Source organism: Paenibacillus phoenicis, from assembly GCF_034718895.1.
GTDB classification, from domain to species: Bacteria; Bacillota; Bacilli; order Paenibacillales; family Paenibacillaceae; genus Fontibacillus; species Fontibacillus phoenicis.
In genome coordinates, this window is the sequence record NZ_JAYERP010000001.1 from 681220 (window position 1) to 701657 (window position 20438).

Annotated in this window: 20 protein-coding genes; 13 read left to right on the forward strand and 7 right to left on the reverse strand. The window is 55.5% G+C overall.

Going from position 1 to position 20438, the window contains the following annotated elements; translation table 11 throughout:
- Window positions 1-10 precede the first annotated feature (10 nt).
- The gene (locus U9M73_RS03215; protein WP_323076254.1) at window positions 11-1102 is read left to right on the forward strand and encodes a DUF294 nucleotidyltransferase-like domain-containing protein; all 1092 of its coding nucleotides are present in this window, start codon (window positions 11-13) and stop codon (window positions 1100-1102) included.
- Window positions 1099-1836, forward strand: coding sequence for an exonuclease domain-containing protein (locus U9M73_RS03220; protein WP_323076255.1), 738 nt, complete (start codon window positions 1099-1101; stop codon window positions 1834-1836). The genes U9M73_RS03215 and U9M73_RS03220 overlap by 4 nt, the downstream gene beginning before the upstream one ends.
- Before the next feature lie 12 nt (window positions 1837-1848).
- Here U9M73_RS03220 and U9M73_RS03225 read toward each other — a convergent pair whose 3' ends face one another.
- Window positions 1849-2331: a M67 family metallopeptidase gene (locus tag U9M73_RS03225; protein WP_323076257.1), complete on the reverse strand. Its 483-nt coding sequence runs from the start codon at window positions 2329-2331 to the stop codon at window positions 1849-1851.
- Between the two features lie 139 nt (window positions 2332-2470).
- Here U9M73_RS03225 and U9M73_RS03230 point away from each other — a divergent pair, with 139 nt between their 5' ends.
- Window positions 2471-3049 (forward strand): TlpA family protein disulfide reductase, encoded by a 579-nt coding sequence (locus tag U9M73_RS03230; RefSeq protein WP_323076258.1) that lies wholly within the window; start codon window positions 2471-2473, stop codon window positions 3047-3049.
- A 64-nt stretch (window positions 3050-3113) separates the two neighbouring features.
- On the opposite strand, the gene cimA is transcribed toward U9M73_RS03230, so the two are convergent.
- Complete coding sequence (gene cimA / locus U9M73_RS03235) at window positions 3114-4733, reverse strand: citramalate synthase (protein WP_260070054.1); 1620 nt, start codon at window positions 4731-4733, stop codon at window positions 3114-3116.
- Window positions 4734-4926: 193 nt separating this feature from the next.
- Here cimA and U9M73_RS03240 point away from each other — a divergent pair, with 193 nt between their 5' ends.
- From U9M73_RS03240 to U9M73_RS03250, 3 genes are all read left to right on the forward strand, one after another.
- Window positions 4927-6234 (forward strand): DNA polymerase IV, encoded by a 1308-nt coding sequence (locus tag U9M73_RS03240; protein WP_260070055.1) that lies wholly within the window; start codon window positions 4927-4929, stop codon window positions 6232-6234.
- Window positions 6235-6363: 129 nt separating this feature from the next.
- Window positions 6364-6606 carry a ferredoxin gene (locus U9M73_RS03245; RefSeq protein WP_009222802.1) on the forward strand — a complete coding sequence of 81 codons (243 nt, stop codon included), beginning with the start codon at window positions 6364-6366 and terminating at the stop codon, window positions 6604-6606.
- Between the two features lie 514 nt (window positions 6607-7120).
- Window positions 7121-8581, forward strand: coding sequence for a L,D-transpeptidase family protein (locus tag U9M73_RS03250; protein ID WP_323076261.1), 1461 nt, complete (start codon window positions 7121-7123; stop codon window positions 8579-8581).
- Between the two features lies 1 nt (window position 8582).
- On the opposite strand, the gene U9M73_RS03255 is transcribed toward U9M73_RS03250, so the two are convergent.
- Window positions 8583-8714, reverse strand: a complete 132-nt coding sequence (locus U9M73_RS03255) for a hypothetical protein (protein WP_260070057.1) — start codon at window positions 8712-8714, stop codon at window positions 8583-8585.
- Window positions 8715-8914: 200 nt separating this feature from the next.
- Here U9M73_RS03255 and U9M73_RS03260 point away from each other — a divergent pair, with 200 nt between their 5' ends.
- The 6 genes from U9M73_RS03260 (at window position 8915) to U9M73_RS03285 (ending at window position 15222) form a co-directional block, all read left to right on the forward strand.
- Window positions 8915-10009, forward strand: coding sequence for a quinone-dependent dihydroorotate dehydrogenase (locus U9M73_RS03260; RefSeq protein ID WP_323076262.1), 1095 nt, complete (start codon window positions 8915-8917; stop codon window positions 10007-10009).
- A gap of 50 nt (window positions 10010-10059) precedes the next feature.
- Window positions 10060-10875 (forward strand): GTP diphosphokinase, encoded by an 816-nt coding sequence (gene yjbM / locus U9M73_RS03265; protein ID WP_260070059.1) that lies wholly within the window; start codon window positions 10060-10062, stop codon window positions 10873-10875.
- On the forward strand, window positions 10865-11356 hold the full coding sequence (locus U9M73_RS03270) for a DUF309 domain-containing protein (RefSeq protein ID WP_323076263.1): 492 nt from the start codon (window positions 10865-10867) through the stop codon (window positions 11354-11356). Before yjbM ends, U9M73_RS03270 begins: the two co-directional genes overlap by 11 nt.
- A gap of 120 nt (window positions 11357-11476) precedes the next feature.
- On the forward strand, window positions 11477-13018 hold the full coding sequence (locus U9M73_RS03275) for an RsmB/NOP family class I SAM-dependent RNA methyltransferase (RefSeq protein ID WP_323076264.1): 1542 nt from the start codon (window positions 11477-11479) through the stop codon (window positions 13016-13018).
- Window position 13019: 1 nt separating this feature from the next.
- The gene (locus U9M73_RS03280) at window positions 13020-13793 is read left to right on the forward strand and encodes a pseudouridine synthase (RefSeq protein WP_323076265.1); all 774 of its coding nucleotides are present in this window, start codon (window positions 13020-13022) and stop codon (window positions 13791-13793) included.
- A 625-nt stretch (window positions 13794-14418) separates the two neighbouring features.
- On the forward strand, window positions 14419-15222 hold the full coding sequence (locus U9M73_RS03285) for a Cof-type HAD-IIB family hydrolase (RefSeq protein ID WP_323076266.1): 804 nt from the start codon (window positions 14419-14421) through the stop codon (window positions 15220-15222).
- Between the two features lie 65 nt (window positions 15223-15287).
- Here the strand turns inward: U9M73_RS03285 and U9M73_RS03290 are convergent, their stop codons facing one another.
- From U9M73_RS03290 to U9M73_RS03305, 4 genes are all read right to left on the reverse strand, one after another.
- A complete protein-coding gene (locus U9M73_RS03290; RefSeq protein WP_323076267.1) occupies window positions 15288-16559 on the reverse strand; it encodes an MFS transporter in 1272 nt (423 codons plus the stop codon).
- A gap of 135 nt (window positions 16560-16694) precedes the next feature.
- Window positions 16695-17279 carry a DUF2087 domain-containing protein gene (locus U9M73_RS03295; RefSeq protein WP_323076268.1) on the reverse strand — a complete coding sequence of 195 codons (585 nt, stop codon included), beginning with the start codon at window positions 17277-17279 and terminating at the stop codon, window positions 16695-16697.
- A 138-nt stretch (window positions 17280-17417) separates the two neighbouring features.
- Window positions 17418-17513, reverse strand: a complete 96-nt coding sequence (locus U9M73_RS03300; RefSeq protein ID WP_260070065.1) for a YjcZ family sporulation protein — start codon at window positions 17511-17513, stop codon at window positions 17418-17420.
- A 126-nt stretch (window positions 17514-17639) separates the two neighbouring features.
- Complete coding sequence (locus tag U9M73_RS03305; protein ID WP_323076270.1) at window positions 17640-19076, reverse strand: RsmB/NOP family class I SAM-dependent RNA methyltransferase; 1437 nt, start codon at window positions 19074-19076, stop codon at window positions 17640-17642.
- Window positions 19077-19302: 226 nt separating this feature from the next.
- On the opposite strand from U9M73_RS03305, the gene U9M73_RS03310 reads away from it, so the two are divergent.
- Complete coding sequence (locus U9M73_RS03310) at window positions 19303-20424, forward strand: glycosyltransferase family 4 protein (RefSeq protein WP_036643689.1); 1122 nt, start codon at window positions 19303-19305, stop codon at window positions 20422-20424.
- Window positions 20425-20438: the final 14 nt, after the last annotated feature.

Consider the following 20438-nt stretch of genomic DNA (forward strand, 5'->3'; position numbering starts at 1 on the left):
AGTTGGGCTTATGAGTCATGAGACGGCCATGAACAACGCAAATTTAAGCGAGATCCGGTCCGCCGCAACTCCCGGTTTGCTAAGAGCGGCCAGAATCGATGAGCAGAATCGCTTGTATAGCAAGCTGACATCGATGCCGATTCAGGATTGGAACCGTGAGGTCTCGGACCTGCATGATGCCGTCATGACCCAAGCTTGCCGATGCTGTGAAGAAGAAATGATCCAGGAGGGCTTCGGCCCTCCTCCTTCGCATTATGCCTTTATTGCGTTTGGAAGCGCCGGTCGGGCGGAACCCACGTTATGGAGCGACCAGGATAACGGTTTGATCTACGGGGATGGTGATGCGGATCAGCTGGAAGTCTACTTTGAGATCTTTGGTCAGAAGCTGTCAGAGATTCTCGAGCAGGTTGGTTATCCCCCATGCCCGGGCAGGGTCATGGTGTCCAATCCGTTATGGCGCGGCAACTTCGCTTCGTGGGAGAAGCAACTGCTGGAATGGCGGGACATTCTGGCTTGGGAACAGGTTCGCTACTTGATGATTGCCGCCGATTTGCGCCATATCTGCGGGAATGCGGAGCTAACCGCTGGCTTGCGCAAGACCATGAAGCGGATTATGGAGGCGGATCAAGGCGGAGAACGCGATGTGGTGGCGGCAATTCTGCGTAATACCGTCCGTCACAAAGCGGCACTAAATGTGTTGGGGCAAGTGATCACAGAGCAAAGCGGTGAACATGCCGGGGAATTTGACGTGAAATACGGGCTGTACATCCCGATCGTGAACGCCGTGCGTTATTTGGCTTTGCAATACGGGATCGAAGCCTCGAACACCTGGGAACGGATCGCTCAACTGCTTCAGCTTGAGGCTGTTCCGACGCGGTGGCTGGAATCGTGCAGTCGCGCGTTTAACACGGCGGTCAAGTTGAGATCGCTTGTATCGCCGGTTATCGAAGACGGCTTGCTCACGGGTTCTCACTACTTGCCCCAAGACATGCTAAAACAGAAAGAGCTCCGGCGCGAGCTGCGGGAATCGCTCAGTACGGTCAAGGTCATGTACCGCACACTCCAAAGGCAGCACCGGTATGCGGAAAGGAAATGGTTATGAAAGAACCGATGAAGGGAAATGGTGGTTTTTGGGATGCTTTTAAGGGCGGCGGAGTGTCGCCAAGGATCGCCTCGATGCTTGGTGCTCCCAGCGCACAGCAGATCGCTTTCGTTCGTTCATTAACCAAAGGACAGCGCCGTCCGGAGACGCTTCACGTTCCGCTGGCTGAATTAAAAACGGCCGTCTTCGATTTGGAGACAACAGGATTTCATTACCATTATGGTGATGAAATCTTGTCCTTTGGAGCCGTGAAAGTGGAAGGGGAGCGGATCACCGATGAGGTGTATTACTCGCTTGCCAAACCCGCTTGCCAAATTCCTGAGCGGATTATAGAACTAACCGGAATTACGCAGGAGATGGCCCAGTCGGCTCCATCCTTGCTGGAGGCGTTGCGCGAATTTATGGCATTTGTGGATGACCGGGTGCTTGTTGCCCACGGCAGTGCGCATGACAAAGCTTTTCTGGACGTGGCGTTATGGAAAACAAGCAAAGCTCATCTCGGGCATCGGGTGCTGGACACGATGATGATCGCCCGTAAGCTGGAACCGGATCGGCGGATCTCCGGCAGCCTGGACGATTGGCTGGAAGTGTATGGGATTCCAGTGGCCCAGCGCCATCACGCGCTGGAGGACTCCAAGATGACGGCTCAGCTGTGGACCGCGTTAATCGCACGGTTGAAAGAACAAAACGTGATTACTTTGGGTGATCTGTACACTTTTTTAAGCAGAACGTAAGCCTTTGCCGTCTTAGTCTTCCCGAAGCTTGACGGGCAGCAGACTATAACCTCCTGTATGAGCACTTATACCATACGCTTGAAGCGTGAAGCCGTCCGGTTCGCCGGGCGGCTTATCGTTTGACGGATTTGCGTTTGGCTTGTCGTTGAACGAGTGCATCCGACCACCGATCAGGTACAAGCGAAGGCGATCGGCAAAATTCGGAAGCTGGCGCAGATCCTCTGGCGAAGGACGCGGCGGTGAGTTGGGGTGGGTATGATAGACGCCGATCAACTGCGGATCAAAGCAGCTTCGGACCCAGGCGACCGGGTCGAGTTCAAAAGCGTGCAACGGAGTCTGCGAATGGTTCGCCACGGGGAAAAAACGTTCGATTCTGCCGATGCGGCCGTCAAATGTTCCGAGCAACAGCCCGCAGGCTTCCTCCGGGTAACGCTGTTGCCCATCCTGCAGCATTTCGTCACGAATATCCGGCGGCAATATCCAGGATTGATTCATTTTGCATGCTCCCGTCGATGAAATGATAGAGTTCACCTTTTTCTCGATCCATTGTAACAAATCGTTAAAAAAGGGTACAATAATTACGGTAAACCTAAATCTTCAAAACCAGATGAGGTCATAAAAGGACGGGCAAAAGATGAAACGTAATCGATGGATACTCGCCGGGTTGCTGGTGTTGCTGGTTATCGCCTCGCTGGACCGCGGGGGGCAGGAGGGCTGGTTTGGCAGCTTCCTCAGCGGCTCCAAGGAGGACAATAACGAACCTTCGCTTAGCGCTATGGCAGCAGAAGGGGCTCCAAAGCCGGGAACGGCTGCGCCAACTTTCGCGTTGGCAGGATTGGATGGCAAGACATATGAGGTTGGGGGCAAGCGGGATAAAGTGCTGCTTCTGAACTTCTGGGCTTCCTGGTGTGATCCGTGTAAGGAGGAAGCGCCCGAGCTGAAGGCGTTATCTGAGAAATACAAGGATTCGCTGGACATTTATGCCGTGAACGTTACATTGTACGATAATCTGGATGAGGCTAAGGCCTTCGTCAAAAAATATGGCTACACCTTCCCGGTCCTCTTGGACGAAAAGGAGGAGCTTTACCGGAAATATAACGGGATTGCCTTTCCAACCAACGTGCTGATCGACGAGCAAGGCGTGATTCGCGACGTCATCGTTGGTGTCATTTCGCCGGAAGAGTTGGAAGCCAAGATTAAAAGCCTGATTTAACAAGTAAAAAGCCCGAATCGCCGTCAGTAACGGAGATTTGGGCTTTTCGCTTAAGAGGTGATGCTTAATGGTTGACGAGTCCCCATCCGGCGGAAGGAATCTCTTCATAGTCCTCCCGTTTTGTCTGCCCCAGCAGCGCGTAACGGATCGAGTCAACGAGCGCTTCCCAGCTCGCTTCAATGACGTTGCTGGACACGCCAACGGTATTCCAGGAGTTGTGATAATCCTGGGATTCGATCAGTACACGTACCTTCGAAGCGGTGGCATCTTTGTCGTCAAGAACGCGCACCTTGTAGTCCGACAGATGCATATCCTTCAAGCCCGGGTAATAAGTGATCAAGGCTTTGCGAAGCGCATTGTCGAGAGCGTTAACCGGGCCGTTGCCTTCGGCAGCGGTGTAGACACTGACTCCGTCAATCTTCAGCTTGACGAAGGCTTCGGAAACGACAGGACGGTCAGCGGTTTTCTCAACGAGCATCTTAAACGATTCAAAGACGAACAGTTCCTTCATATCGCCATTGGCCTGACGCAGCAGCAATTCGAGCGAGGCGTCCGCACCTTCGAATTGATACCCTTGATGCTCCAGTTCCTTAATCTTGGCGATCACTTGTTTGGTGTTCTCGTTCTCCGGATTGAATTCGATTCCCATCTCCTGCGCCTTGGACAGGATGTTACTTTGCCCGGCCAACTCGGAGACAAGCACGCGCTGGCGGTTACCGACCAATTCGGGAGCGATGTGCTCATATGTCCGCGAATCGCGGAGGATGGCGGAGACGTGAATGCCTCCTTTGTGGGCGAACGCGGCGTTCCCGACATACGGCTGGTTGACCGGCATGTGCACATTAGCGATCTCGCTGATGTAACGGGCGGTATTGGTCAGCTGCTTTAACCGGTCGGGCTCGAGCACTTCGTAGCCCAGCTTCAGCTGCAGATTTGGAATAATCGAGCAAAGGTTGGCATTGCCGCAACGCTCCCCGTACCCGTTCATCGTCCCTTGGATTTGGGTTACGCCGGCCCGGACGGCGCTAAGCGAGTTGGCGACGGCCAGCTCACAGTCGTTGTGGGTATGGATGCCCAGCTTCGAGCCGGGAATCACTTCGCACAATGCGCTGACGATATCATACACCTCATGCGGCATCGTTCCGCCGTTCGTGTCACACATGACCAGCCAGTCGGCACCAGCCTCCTCCGCTTTGCGTAAGACGGAGAGGGCGTATTCCGGATTGTTTTTATACCCGTCAAAAAAATGTTCCGCGTCAAAAATGACCTCCAGCCCCTGCCGCTTCAGATAAGCGATCGAATCGGAGATCATGGCGAGGTTTTCCTCTAGCGTGGTTTGCAGCGCGGTATGCACATGGAAATCCCACGATTTTCCGACCAGCGTCGCCGCTGGAACACCGGCTTCGATCATCTTATTGAGACCAGCATCATGTTCGGCTAGGCTGTCTTTTCGGCGTGTGCTGCCAAAAGCGGTAATCTTGGCCTGCAGCTTCAGCTCCATGACCCGCTTAAAAAATTCAATGTCCTTCCCGTTACTGCCCGGAATTCCACCTTCAATATAATGGACCCCAAGGTAATCCAGCTTTTTGGCGATCTTCAGCTTATCGTCCGCCGACAGGCTGATGCCCTCGCCTTGGGTACCGTCGCGTAAGGTTGTGTCGAAGATGGATATTGGCTTTGACATGATCGAAGTATCCCCCTTTAGCCGTGGATGAGGGTGGTTAGCTCTCCCCGAATGTTTAGTTTTTAATTAATAATTATAACATCAACATGTTAAATGGAACACGCTTTTTTAAGATATCAGGCGATATTGACCGTCTTTCCGGGGACAGGTATGCTGAACTTAGGAGTAACGTATGATAAACGAGGGGTAGGAAATGAGAGATACCGCTGATTTTTACCCGGCGCGGGGAAGAGTCATTTTGCATGTCGATATGAACGCCTTTTATTGTTCGGTCCATGAGGCGGAAGAACCGGAGAAATATCGGAACCGTCCTACGGCGGTAGCGGGAAGCGTGGAGCTGCGCAAAGGAGTGATCGTCACCTGCTCGTATACCGCGCGTAAAATGGGAGTGTCGACCGGAATGACCGTCAGCCAAGGGCTGAAGAAATGTCCCGAGCTGATCGTCATCCAGCCGGATTTCCATCTATACCGCAAATATTCCCGGGCGTTTATGGACATTGCGTACGAATACACGCCGCTCCTTCAAGCGGTTTCCATCGACGAATGTTATCTCGATATCACCGGCTCCAAGCAATTTGGAACCCCGCTCGAAATTGCGAGTCAAATCCAACAGCGGATCCGTCACGAGCTGGGCCTTCCCTGTTCGATTGGGATTGCTCCCAACAAGCTGTTAGCCAAGATGGCTTCAGATATGAAAAAACCAAACGGCATCACCGTATTGCGCATCCGGGACGTGCCGAAGCTCCTTTGGGACAAACCGTGCAGCGACTTGTTTGGCATCGGCCGAAAGACGGCCGAGAAGCTGAAGTCGATGCGGATCTATACGATCGGGCAGCTGGCGGCTGCGGACGAGCGCAAGCTGATCGAGCGATTTGGGGTGGCCGGTTCTTGGATGAAACAGGCGGCGAACGGCAGAGATGATTCGCCGGTGAGCGATGAGCGCGAGCGAAATAAATCGATTGGCCACACCACCACACTGCCGCGCGATATTAGCCGGATGGAGGACGTGCAACGCGTGCTGTTGAACATCGCGGATCAAGTCGCGCGCCGACTGCGGCGGCAAAATCTGATGGCACAGACGATCCAAATTACGATCCGCACCCCGGACATGAAGACGATCACCCGCTCGCACAGTCTGGATACGGTAACCGAGCAGGCGGAGGTGATTTACCGGGAAGCCTGTGAGTTGTACCGCCGCCATTGGAGCGAAGACAAGTCGGTTCGTCTCCTAGGGATCACTTTACAAAATTTGGTTCCAAAGGAGGAATCCGCGCTGCAGCTCGATCTGTTTGATTATGAGCGGCAGCCCAAAAAAGAGTCATTAACGCGCACAATGGACATGCTAAGAGACAAGTTCGGGGAAGACGCCGTGCTGACGGCAGGAATGCTGACCGATGATCCATCGGCATTGATCCGCAATCATCGCATTCGCGGGACTTCGCTGCAAACCGACTTTCTTCGCCAGAACCGGGACGATTCGGACGGTCCACGTTCGGAGTAGGAATGATCACGTATTGGAATTGGAATAATACGGAAAACGCATTGAAATTGTAAACTATTTATATTATATTGGTCATGGTGATATAAAAAGCACCGGACTCGTACCGTTTATTCAGGAGGCAGATAAGAGATGGCGAAATATACTTGGGTTGAGAAGGACACATGCATCGCTTGCGGCGCTTGCGGCGCAACAGCACCGGATATCTACGATTATGACGATGAGGGTTTGGCCGAAGTGATTTACGGTAATGACGGCAACCGCGGGATCACGGAGATTCCGGAAGATTTGTACGACGATCTCCAAGACGCTTGCGACGGCTGCCCAACGGATTCCATCAAAGTTGCAGATGAGCCATTTAATAAAGAAGGCTAAACCTTTGGAATAACTGGGATAAGGAGCACCCTGCGCCGATTTTGGCGGGGGTGCTCTTTTTTTAAGATATCAGAAAGTATAAACTTCGGGCGATTGGCATCCTGATATCGCAAGAAAAACTTCCGCTAAACGCGGTCTGTCTACTTTGAATGTACGTCGATAGACGTTTTTCTTATTAGATGATGCGGTGATCGCGATCGGGGGCTGGGGTCTACTACCTCTGCTGCCCCCCTTTGCACGATTATCCCGCTGGCTCAGGTCGCTTTGTGCGGCTCTTTGAGGGATTATCCCGTTGGGTCCTGATGAGTTCTGAACGAAAGGGATAATCATGCAAAGAGCTGTGCAGTGATACGACTGAGGAACGGCGGCGTTTTTACCTTGATACCGACCTGCTGGTAGGTACTAAGTCGCAAAATTGCGGGATTGGCGAGAATTGGGTTAGGAACGCGGATTTTTTTGCCGATATAAGTAATGAAAGGGGATTTCTCAACTACTCTCTAATCTGGAGGAACTGATGGGGAACTCGGCTTACCTTAAAAAATACGTGGAAAACCACCCGAACAATAAAATGGCCTGGTACCTGCTGGGCAAAGAATATGAAGCGAACGGGCAAGCGGGGAAAGCCCACTATTGTTATATTCAGGCGGGCAACGTGTATGAGGCATTTGAATCCAGCAAAATTCCGCTACCGGAGGAAGTGCTGGCCGGCTATAAGGAAGGGCTGTTGCAGGAGTCACACCGGAAGGAGAAACGAAGCCGCTTCCTGCGCAAGCTCAGTCTTGCGCTGTTGATTGCGCTGCTGGTGTGGATTCCTTCCGCCCATGCGCCGGGGGATCGGCAGGCGGCGGTGCCCGTGAACGCCGCCGATGCAGGTGCCGGTGACGATGCCGACCTCGGGGAGGCATCGGCGGAAGCGCAGAAGCCCGCCGGGGATGAGGCGGGCGAAGGTGCGCCTGCGGGGACGCCGGCCTTCTCGGAGCCGGCGTTCACCGCCATCGGCTTCGGCGGCGACCCTGCCGGGACGCAGGCGGAGGCCTTGGGCGGTTTGCTCGCGCTGCAGCGGCAAACCGCCGTTCCCCTGCTCCATGCCGCAGCGCTGGGCATGGAGCAGGCTGGCGACTGGCTGGTCTGGTCGGACGACCTGCCCGTCGCGTTTGGCTTGGAGCAGAGTCCGGCCGATGGTCGGACGGCGCTCCAAGCCTATGATGCGCGCGCGTGCGAATGCGCGCCGCCGGATTCGGCCGCGCTGCAGGAGCGCGCGCGGCAGTGGATCCCGCAGCAGGAATCGCTGGGCGTGCTTGCCTCGGCGATGATCCACTACAAGCAGGCTAACGGTGTATGGCCTGCTAGCCTGCAAGACCTGGTCGGGCCGTATCCCGACAACTGGATTGCCGGGACCGATCCGACCATGGTGCGGGCGTTTAAACCGCTGCTTGCGCAATTAAAACGCGAGGGTACAGGCGCAACGGGAAATGCGAATGCGCAAGAAGTGCTCGCGGAGGGGATGGCTCCGGGGCAGCGGCCTTTTTTTGCCGAACCTTATGAAATTATCGTCGATACGAAAACGCACACATTGGCGGTGGTCAGCGGGAACGTCTTGATTCGGAGTTATCCGGTTGGATTGGGCGGCTCGCGAACGCCGGAGGGCACGTTTGTCATCTCCGAAAAAGTGATCAACCCGAACGGAAGGGATAGCGGGGAATTTGGCAGCCGCGGCATGCAGCTGTCGGATACAAACTACGCGATTCACGGAACGAATGAGCCGGACAGTATTGGAAAGGATGAGTCGCTAGGCTGCATCCGGATGGGCAAGAAGGATGTGGAAGAGCTGTTTGATCTGGTTCCGAAGGGGACGAGGGTGAGGATTGGGAAGGGGATTTTGCCGAAGCTGAAGAACGTCCCGGCGGAGCGTTTCGCCCTGGGCGATAGACAGGATCAGACTAATCCCCACCGCACTTACCATTGGCTGAACTAGCTTAGGTTACGATCAATAGGACGGTAGTCACGATGACCAGCGCGGCAACGATGGAAATGGACCAGATGAGCGCTTTCTTGTTGACTTCGTCCTTTTTCTTCTGGAGTGTAGGCGGTTTGCGCTTGGCAGACATGAACATTTCCCCTCTCTAGCCTAGTTTAAAGCGATATTAGAGATGCTTTCTCCCTTATTGTAACGGCTTTCACAGCAAAATTCCATCACCCTGTTGTTTCTTTCACGTGCGGTTTAGGTTAAACTTTTCTTTTCTAACAGAAACAGCTAAACTGATAATAGCAAAAATGCAAAGCGTAAGATCGGAGTGAATTGTACAACGTGTTGTATCGCGCATTGGGAAAACCGGTGTTTTTCCGGATGGATCCGGAGAATGCCCATCATCTCGTTATCAACGGATTACATACTGCCGCTGCCGTCCCTGGAGTGTTGCCGCTCTTACGCGGAATGTACGGCGTGCCGGAAGCGCCGGAACTGGCGACGGACTTATTTGGAATTCATTTTCCTTCCCCGGTGGGGTTAGCTGCCGGTCTTGATAAAAATGCCGACGCGGTGCCAGGTTTCTCCGCGATCGGATTCGGATTTATGGAAGTGGGTACGGTGACGCCGCTGGGACAGCCCGGCAATGACCGTCCAAGGTTGTTCCGTTTGCCTTCCGACGAAGCGTTGATTAACCGGATGGGCTTTAATAACCGCGGAACAGAGGCGATGGCACAGCGTCTGAAGGCGCTGAAGCACCGCCCGATTCCGATCGCCGTCAACATCGGCAAAAATAAAATCACGCCCAACGAAGAAGCCTACCGTGATTACGAGAAATGCATTTCGGACTTATATGAATACGCCGATTTTTTCGTTGTGAACATCAGTTCACCAAATACGCCGGACTTACGTAAATTGCAGCATGGTAATGAGTTGGCTTCGCTGCTGACTGCTGTAAAGGACCGGATGGCGGCCGAAGCAAAGCGGCATGGCAAATCGAAGGCAGTGCTGGTTAAAATCGCGCCGGACGTGAGCTTTGATGAGCTGGAATATATCGTCGACACCATCCGCAACAGCGGCGTTTCTGGCTTAATCGCCACGAATACGACGTTGTCGCGGGACGGGATCACACACAAGAACGCCCGGGAAGCCGGAGGCCTAAGTGGGAAGCCGCTGAACGCGCGGTCAACGGAGATCATCTCGCGCGTCTATCGGCAAACGGAAGGCCGCTTGCCGATCATCGGATCGGGCGGGATTTTCACGGCGGAAGATGCCTACGCCAAAATCCGGGCTGGGGCCAGCTTGGTTGAAATCTACACTGCGTTGATCTACGAAGGCCCGGAAATCAATCGCAAGCTGCATCGCGGCCTGCGGGAATTGCTGCGCCGGGACGGCTATCGCCATATCTCCGAGGCGGTTGGGGCGGATCACCGATAAGCGGGCCGGCATAGATTTAAGCCGGGGGACAGAAGACAGGAGGCATAAGGATGGACAGTAGGGATTGGGGAACATTTTTGCTTCCATATGAACAAGCCGTAGAAGAACTGAAGGTTAAATTCAAGACGATGCGCTCCGAGCTGAAGAAACGCGAAGAGTATGCACCGATCGAATTCGTGACCGGACGGGTCAAGAAAATCTCCAGCATTTTGGACAAGGCGAAACGGTTAAATGTGTCGATGGAGAATCTGGAGACCGGGATCGAGGATATCGCGGGCATTCGCATTATGTGTCAGTTCGTTGAGGATATCCGCCGGGTTGCGGAATATATTCGCATGCGTAAGGATCTTAAGGTTCTTTACGAAAAAGACTACATCACGAACTACAAAGAAAGCGGCTATCGCAGCTTCCATATGATCGTGGAATACCCGGTGCAAACCGCGCTGGGTCAAAAGCAAGTGCTGGCTGAAATTCAGATTCGTACGCTGGCGATGAATTTTTGGGCGACGATTGAGCATTCTTTGAACTACAAGTATCGGGAAAGTCTGCCTGAAGAAATGCGGGGCCGGCTCAAAAAGGCTGCCGAAGCTGCATTCGTACTGGATAACGAAATGTCCAGCATCCGCCAGGAGATTTTGCAGGCGCAGAAGAGCTTCGAGGATGAATCCAACGTGGTTTCCTCCGTGCTTGCGTCGATTCATCAATTATATTTTTACCATCTGGTCTCAGAAGCCATCGAAGCCCAGGATCGGTTTAACCGGCTGTGGGAGGCGAAGGATTTTGATGGGCTGAAGCAGCTGCAGGTCGAACTGAAGGATCTGATCAAGCTGCACAAAAAAGTGGAGGAGCCCGGGGATGAGCTATGAGCCGCTGTTTGTGGCGTATCTCGTTTACTTCAACCGTGACCGCGATTACTTCGAGTGCCATGAGGTGCTCGAGGAATTGTGGCTGGAGCAGGGGTATGATCCGCTGTACAAGGGGCTGCTGCAGGTCGCTGTCGGCTTGTTCCATGCGCGGCGCGGCAATTTGTCCGGCGGGCGGAAGATGCTTTGTTCCGCTTTAGAGCGGCTAGCACCCTATCCGGAACACACGCTTGGTATTGACCTGGGGAAGCTGCGCCGGGACACGGAAGTGTACGTCCGGCAGCTGACGGAGGGGGATCCCCAAGCCTTTACTTATTACGACCTCACGATCCATGTGCTGGACCCGGAGTTGGTTCGCCTGGTGGCGGAGGCCTCGAAAAACATCGCCCCGAACATTCCGCAGCGGCGCACGCCGCAGCGCGGGGAGAAGCATGAGGAACGACAGCAGAAGCTGGAGCAAAGGAAAGCGCGTGAACAAGGCTGAGAGCGGCCCGTCCCCCGGTGTTGGGGAGACGGGCGTTTTGCGGTATGCCGTATGCTGTTTGCTATTTGCCGTTTGCGCAAGGCTGCAATAGGATTGAGATAAAGATTGGATGGGACAGGCATGGCGGTACAACTACCAAAGGAATTTATAGAACGGATGCGCGAGCTGTTGGGCGAGGAAGAGTTTGCGCACTTTTACGCTTCCTATGACAGTCCCAGGTTTGCAGGAATCCGGGTCAATACGCTGAAGATCGATCCGGAGGCATTTAAGGCGGTGGTGCCGTTTGATTTGCGGCCGATCCCTTGGTGCCAGACAGGGTACTACGTCGAGGAGCAGGCAAAGCCGGGCAAACATCCGTATTATCATGCCGGGCTATATTATATTCAGGAGCCGAGTGCGATGGCGCCGGTGGAGCTGCTGGACGTCACTCCCGGGGAGCGGGTGCTCGACCTTTGCGCGGCCCCCGGCGGGAAGTCAACGCAAATCGCGGCGAAGCTGCGCGGACGCGGTATGCTGGTCACCAACGACATCAACGCGGAGCGGACGAAGGCGTTGGCCAAAAACATCGAGCTGTACGGCGTCCGAAACGCCGTCGTGCTGGGTGAGTCGCCGGAGCGGATCGCGCGGGCGTTTCCTTCTTTTTTCGATAAAATTCTGATCGATGCGCCTTGCTCCGGCGAGGGCATGTTCCGGAAGGACGAGGATATGGCGCGGCATTGGGAACCGGAATGGGTTCGGAAATATGCCGGCATGCAGCAGGAGATTTTGAAATCGGCTGCGTCGATGCTGGCGCCGGGCGGGAGAATCGTGTATTCCACCTGCACGTTTGCGCCGGAAGAGAATGAAGCGACGATCGCCGAGTTCCTGCTGGAGCACCCGGAATTTCGGGTTGTGCCTTTGCGCTTAGATGACGGCATCGCCCCCGGGCGGCCGGAGTGGCTCACTTGGCTCGCTGAGTGGGGTGAGGGCAAGATGTATCCGCCGGAAATCGCCGCACAAACCGCCGGCTGCGGCAGGCTCTGGCCGCACAAAGTGGAGGGCGAGGGACATTTTCTCGCTGTGCTGGAGCGGCATGGGGCGGAGAAGATCCAGAAGGAAGCCGAAGAAGATCGTAACGTCTCCTCGAAATGGGAAGGGGGCGCTCGAGATAAACGGAATCCCCGTCACCCCCATCGGTCCCGTCCCGGTACTGGTCGTGATTCGAAGGCTGTGGATGATCGGGAGGTGCTGGAGAGCTGGCGGACTTTTGCCCAGGAACAACTCGATGGAGCGGAATTGCCGGGGGAACCGTTGCTATTTGGCGGCAACGTCTATCTGTCCCCGCTGGCTAAAGAGCGGCTGGACGGCTTAAAAGTCGTGCGCCCCGGCTGGTATGTGGGAACTGTGAAAAACGGGCGTTTGACGCCTGGACAACCTTTGGCAACGGCGTTGTCGCCAACCGAAGCGGTGCGGGTGCTGGATCTCCCTTCTTCGGACGGCGGGGTGATCCGATACCTGAAGGGAGAGACGCTGCAGGTGGACAAGGAGCGGATTCGCTGCCGGGAAGGCGCCAGCCCCAAAGGCTACGTGCTGGTCACGGTCGACGGCTATTCGCTGGGCTGGGGCAAATGGCAGGATGGCTTGCTGAAGAACGAATATCCCGCCGGGTGGAGGTGGACATAAGATGAGTAAGGGCAAGAAGACGCAGCGGCTGGACAAAATTTTAGGCCATCTTGGTTATGGCACCCGATCGGAGATTAAAAAATACGTCAAACAAGGCCGGGTCACGATCAACGGTGTGGTTGTCAAGGACAGCGGCATTCAATGCAATCCTGATGTCGATGTTGTGGAGCTGGACGGGGAGCAGATTTTTTACCGCGAATTCGTCTATTTGATGTTACATAAGCCGCCCGGCGTCATCTCAGCTACGGAGGATATGAGGGAGAAAACCGTCATTGATTTGCTCCCGGTGGATTTTCAAGTGTTCTCCCCATTCCCTGTCGGTCGGTTGGACAAGGATACGGAGGGCCTGCTGCTGCTGACCAACGATGGTCAGTTGGCACACGACCTGTTATCTCCGCGCAAGCATGTGCCTAAAACGTACGAAGCCGTTGTTCTCGGCCATGTCGGCGATGAGGAAGCCGCCCGGTTCCGGGAAGGCGTAGAGCTCGACGACGGCTATGTTACCTTACCCGCCGAGCTGAAGGTGCTGGAGCACGGCATAGATGCCGACGGAACCCGCATTTCGCGCGTCCAGCTGACCATCTCGGAAGGGAAGTTCCATCAGGTAAAGCGGATGTTCGAGGCCGTCGGCTCGCGGGTCACCTACCTCAAGCGCCTATCGATGGGCCCGCTCGTGCTCGACGAGAGCCTGCCGCTTGGTGCTTTCCGCGAGCTGACCGAGTCCGAGCTACAGTCGCTGCGAACATACAAAAGCCCCGGAGCGACAAAAAAGTAGCCCTCAAAGTAACTCAAACTTAGCACCACAGTAAGCGAATCCCGCAGGGAGAGCGCCGGGTTTGCAGGAATGAGGCAAAGAAGCACGTAGTAGCCCCAACAAACCAGCGGTTTGCTGTACAGTAAGCGAATCCCGTAGGGAGAGCGCCGGGTTAGCAGGGATGAGGGAAAGAAGCACACAGTAGCATCAACAAACCAGCGGTTTGCGCTACAGTAAGCGAATCCCGAAGGGACAGCGGTTTGTTTGCACGGAGTAGAAGGATAAAAAGCCCTACGTCGCAGTGTTCGCCAGTTAGCAGGAGCGCCCCCAAGCAGAGCATGCCTGCAGGGCGACAAGCGGCTAAACGCACGAAGTCTGCCCGGGTGCGCCGACAGGAGCAGAGTTGAGCAGCACGGTTCACCAGGGAACCCGGGAGCGCCAAAAGTAAGACGTACCCGAAGGGGGAAAAGCGTTCCACGAGCCAACCTAAGCGATTCCCCAAAGGGGAGAGCGTGCAGGAGCGCCTCTGTGCCTCCCACGTTCCTCGCCATTGCGGGAGACCAGAGGGCAGCAGGCCCTCGGGCCCCCTCCCTTACGGTAAGGGAGGGATGGGGAGGGTTGAGACAGAAAGGAGACACCACCATACATGAAATATAAACTGATTGCTTTGGATGTAGACGGCACGCTGCTGACGGATGACCATGTTCTGACGCCGGGAACCATCGAGACGATCCGCGCCATCGCGGAGCAAGGGACGGAGTTCGTGTTGTGCACCGGCCGGGCTCCTCGGAGCTCGATTCCGTATATGCGCGAAATTGGCTTGGACGGTTACGTGATTTGCCATAACGGCGCGGCCACGGTGGATGTGCGGACCGAGGAGGTCGTCCACGAATTTGCGATGAATCCGCATGGGCTGGAACCGTATATGGAGTATTGCCGCAAACACAACGTCCATTTTGACGTGAATACTACCTTTGCATTGTATGTGGAAAATTTGGCTGGGCTGACCCAGGAGACTCTGGACGTGTACCACCAATTTTTTATGGAACCGGAGGATATGCCGGCTTGGGCGGATTTCAGCAAACCGATCGTAAAGTTCACCGCGGCCGGCGGGATGGAGGAGCTGGATCGGGTGTACGCCGACTGGAGCCAGTGGACGCAGGAGTTTAATATGCTGCGCAGCGGCGATTTTTTCATCGACTTGATGCATAAAGAGGCCTCGAAAGGAGCGGCTCTGCGGAAGCTGGCGGAAAAACGCGGAATCCCGGCGGAAAACGTCATGGCGATCGGTAATTATTATAACGACTTAACGATGCTCACCTATGCCGGACTGGGCGTGGCGATGGACAATTCTCCGCTCGAGGTGAAAGCTGCCGCCAATGCCGTAACTGCCTCGAATAACGAGGAAGGCGTGAAGCGGGCGTTGGAAAAATATTGTTTAGAAGTCTAACTGCATGAAGATAGATCAAGCCGAGCCCGGAAACGGGTTCGGCTTTTTTGGGTGCTCATAAATGGTCAGTCTAGGGAGATTCGCGGCTGCTCGGCGTCCGGCAGGGGACGGGATTTGGGGCGGTGCAGCAGCCAGACGAGGCCTAGGCCAAAGCCCAGCAAAGCGAGGAACGTTCCCCCGGCGAGTCCCAACGTTCTAGGGGTCACGGCTTCCAGCAGAAAACCGGAAGCGAGCATGGCGACGCCCATTACGGTATTTTGCAGGGTGGCCAGGCCGCCGAAGAACCGGCCTTGCCATTCGCTTGGAATCAACTGCATCAGAACCGTTTCGTTGCAGGCGTTGCCTACGCTGGTGATGACCGCTGAGAAAGTCAGCAGCCCAAGCAGCAGGAGAAATGAAGGCGATTGGCTGCTGATCACTTGAAAGATTCCTTCGAGCCCAAGTGCAAGAACCGCAGCAGTTCGCATATGACGGGCCATCTTGCCAGCGAGTCCGGAACCGATCAGCATCCCGGCCCCCAGCGCCCCATACAACAGCCCAATGCCGACGTCTCCCATGTGGAACACTTCAGAGGCGTATACGCTGATCAGCACATTAAAGATCCCGTCCCCGATCGGCCAAATGGTAAAGACAATCAGCATAATTCGCAAAAAGAAGGATTGGCTCACCAGCCGGCGAAATGCGGTGGACGGGTGAATCGCGGGTTTCGGGCTTGGCTTAGCGGTATTCGTTGCTGTCGCGTCTGCCCGTGCTGCGGGCTGCTCGGCAGGATTCAAACGAAGAAGCAGCAGGCCGGAGACGAGGAAGGACAGGGCGTTAAGCACAAAAGACACCTGGCTGCCAACCGCAGCGGCTAGGATGCCGCCCGTGACAGAGCCGCCGATGAGCACAAAGCCCACCATGGCCTGCTCCAAGCTGTTTACTGCTAGTAAGTTCTCCCGACGGACGAGCCGGGGAATCAGCGACATGCGGGCCGGGGCGTAGATGGCTTCGCCCGCAGACAAGGCAAACGAGCTGACATAGATGATCCAGACGTCTCCGGCATCGTGGACAAGAAGCGGTGTTAACGCAAAGAAGATCCGGATCGCGTCGGTGAAGAGCATGATCGTTCTTTTGGTGAAACGGTCGGCGAGCCACCCGCCAAGCGGTCCGAAGACGAGGTAGGGAACCAGGCGAACCGCAAAGGTGATGCCGACGGCCAGACCCGAGCCGGTCAACGATAATAGCAAGCCGAGGACAGCAACCTGGCTGAATCGGTCGCCGATGCCGTTGACCAGACCAGCCGCAAACAGGCGGCGATAGGAGGGTTCCTGGCGCAGGATTCGTAAAGATTTCATGGGATGAGGCCAACTCCTTTTATATATCAATCTAATTAAATAGTCATCTAATTACTAGTGCAAAAAAAGGCAACAAGGCGAAAAGGCACTGCCTTATTGCATGGCGAGATATAACCCGATGCGCTGCTGCTGCGATCAGGATGGGCTCTTGTCCCAGAGCTCCGGCGGGTTCAGCTCGTAAATATCATTTTCGCGGTACATAAAATGGTTCATGATAAACTCGCGGCGAATCGTAGCATAATCCTCGTGGTATTGCCGAATATATTCGTTGATTTCTTTCTCCGTATATTTGCGGTGCGGCTCCAGGCCCTTGACGAGACGCTCAAGCACGATCAGCTTCTTCTTGCGTTGGGCCGGCAGATGCTTTAAGGTACCGTCTCGATTAAAGAAGTTGTCCTGGATGGCAGCTTTACGTGCCGCCTCATCGTGCTTGTCCTCGGCTGCGGGATTCGCCTTGCCGACTTTCAGAATCGCTTGGGCTTGTTGGGTGAGGCTTTTTTCGTTCAAATAAAAATAAATCGTATTCTTATCGCGGCGTTCGTACACCAAATCCGCCTCCCTTAACTTGGTCATATGATGGGTAATCGTCGGCGGCGTGACGCCAAGCTTTCCAGCCAGCGCCTGACCGTGCAACGGGCCGTTCTGAAGCAAGGCGATAATCCGGATGCGGGTCACATCGCCAACGGCTTTATGAAAATTAACTAACCGGTCGAGCTGCATACTCATCCCTCGCTAATTCGATAATCGTTTAATTAGATGACTGTATTATTTCATCCTCAGCTGTTTCTTGTCAAGGGATAAAAAAATAGCGGTGGAATCCAGGCCGGATTCCAACCGCTTTACAGGCTCATTGCAGCATTAAACCAGAAGCGAACGGGAAACGATAACGAGCAAGATGAAAAGGACCAGAATGGCTGCCGTTGAAGTGAAGCCCCCTCCGTAGATTCCACTCATTGTTATTCCTCCCTTACGTCAGGATGGTTTCCCGTTTAAAAACGAGATAGTGCATTGTATGTTGCCAAGGAGGTATACGTTTGGACATCCGGCAGGAGTGACCTGCAAATAGGCAAATCCGAAATTTTAATGCCGCAATCCTTTGGGCAGGTGATTTTTCAGCTGTCCGCCGCTGGCTTTGCCCCAGCCCAGCGGGTATTGGCCGTCGCCGCAGGCGACGGTCACGAGGTGCCAGCCGCGCAAGGAGGCGGGCACTTCGAGCGTCTCGCCGCGCAGGTAGGCCGCGACGAGAGGCGAATTCTCGTCCAGCGTCCACAGACGCGGGTCGGCTTCGTTCGCGCTCAGCGCCATGGCCAGCGCATGGGCGGGCTCAAACCGGCCTTTGCGGACGTCGCCGAGGTGCAGCCCGGCGCGTGGAACCTTCAGGCCGGTCAGGTGTTCCGGCGTCAGCGCCAAACCGCCGCTGGCTGGCAGCAGATAAAGCGCCTCGCCGAACAGGAGCGGGGTGCCTCCAGCGGGAGGCGCGAAGGCAGGCAGCTCGTCCGCCGCCCAAGCGCGGAAGCTGTCCCAGGCCGCGGCGGCGCTTCGCTCGGACGGACCGGAGCGGGCGCCGCGCTTGCGGTCGCGCTCACGTCCGCCGCTGCGAACTCCGTCTGCCCCCGCCCGTCCGGCGCCGGCAAGTGTGATCGCGCTGTCCCTCTCGTCATTATCCCGTTCGATCAGGGCGACGTAATGGCCTTCCCCTTGCTCGCGGTGCGGCCAGATCCGTTTCTCGGCAATCAGCCGCAGGAACGGGTACTCCGCTAACAGACGGGCGATGGTGTCCTCGTTCTCATGGCGGTTAAACGTGCAGGTCGAGTAGGCGAGCCGGCCGCCGGGCTTCAGCATCGCGACCGCGTCCTGAAGGATGTCCCATTGCCGGGCAGCGCACAGCTCCACGGCCTCCGGCGACCACTCGCTGATCGCGTTGGGATCCTTGCGGAACATCCCCTCGCCGGAGCAAGGGGCATCCAGCATGATGCGGTCGAAGGCAAGCGGGAAGCGGGCGGAGAGCGCCGGCGGTGCCGCCTGCGTCACGACGGCGTTCCGGATGCCCAGGCGCTCCACGTTTTCCGCTAGAATGCGCGCGCGCTGCGGGTGAATTTCGTTGCTGATCAGCAGGCCTTGCCCGGCCATTTTTGCAGCGATTTGGGTCGTTTTGCCGCCGGGCGCAGCCGCTAGATCCAGCACCGTCTGACCGGGCTGCGGGTCAAGCAGCTCCACGGCGGACATCGCTGACGGCTCCTGAATATAATAGAGACCGGCAGCATGGTATGGGTGTTTCCCCGGCCGCGTGGATTCCTCGTAATAATAGCCCGTCCCGCACCAGGGCACCGGACGCAAGGCGAACAGCTCCGCGAGCTGGTTTGCCGCCGGGGAGGACGGGGTGATTTTTAGCGTATTTAATCTTAGTCCATAGGTGCGAGGCGCATCATAGCTTGCCAGAAACGCCTCGGTCTCGGCCGGGCCGAGCAGGGCCGTTACCGCCTCAAGGTATGCGGCCGGCAGGGATGGATGACTCATCGTTGTTGCTCCTTCCAAAATCTAAAAAAGGCCATCGGAGGCCGGATCATCTCTACTTCAGCAGTTTATCATATCGCTTTTTATTCACAAAAGAGGCAGTTGATAAAGCAGTGACTTTTTGATGACTCGCAAAAAAGGGGAATGGATGTTCCTTCCTGCCTATGGCATAATGGAAAAAGAAGCGGACTTTTCGCCAAAACGTAACGACATGCAAAGGAGAAGCACAATGAAACTGCTGCAGGCTTTATTTTTTCCACCGGAACAGCCCGGGGGCGTATCGTCGATGATTCCGTACCTGCAAGACCGGTTTAATCCTCCTCATTGGGAGATGGAGTTGTTTTCTCTGCCAAAACGGATCCGTTCGAAGGGGAGCGATCCCGTTATTTTTCATACCTTTGATTGGCAGCAATACGGGGACAGCCCGATCGTGCAAAAATACGTGCAAACCTATCGCGACTATCTGTGGTGGACCAAGCTGCGACTGAAGCAGCCGTACGATCTCATCCATGCCCATCACCCGATCGCGGGGCTGGCGATGAAGGAAGTGTTTCCGCAGACGCCGGTCATCCAAAGCATTCATTCGAGTTATGAAAAAGAACTTATTCTAAACGGCCGCATCCGGGAGAACGGGCCGGAGCACCGGTTTCTTACGTCGCTGTATCGCGAACTGGAGCATCGCACCGACCGGTTGTTCACCGTATCGAAATCCTTTGCCGAATATTTGGCGCCGTACGTGGACGATCCTGCGGCCATCGGCGTGATTCCCAACGGGTTTGACGAGAAGCGGTTTAAACCGGTCCCTCATGAAAATGAAGTCGCTCAGCTCGTCACCGTCTGCCGTCTCGTGCCGGCCAAAGGACTGGATACGTTGCTGCATGCATGCGCGGAGCTGAAGAAGCGCGGTCATAACTATGTGCTGCACATCATCGGCGACGGTCCGATCCGTCAGGAGCTGGAGCAGCTGGCGCAGCGATTGGGCATTTATGACGAGACGATTTTTTACGGGTATACGTTGCATCCCGAGGAATTTATGCCGTTCTTTGATATCTTCGTGCTGCCTTCCCGGGCGGAGGCATTTGGCAATGTGTTTGCCGAGGCGGCGCTGTGCAGTCTTGCGCTCGTCGGAACGCGGATCGGCGGGATTGCCGAGCAAATTGAGGACGGTGTGAACGGTCTGCTGGTGCCTCCGGAAGATCCGAAGGCCTTAGCCGAGGCGCTGGAGAAAGTGATCGTGGATCCGGATTACCGTTATCAGCTGGCCCGTAGCGGCTCGGAGAAGGCCAAAACTCATTACTCGCTGAACCGGGTGGTCCACGAGTTGAAGAAGCTGTACCTGCAATTCAAATAGGAAAGAGTTGTTGT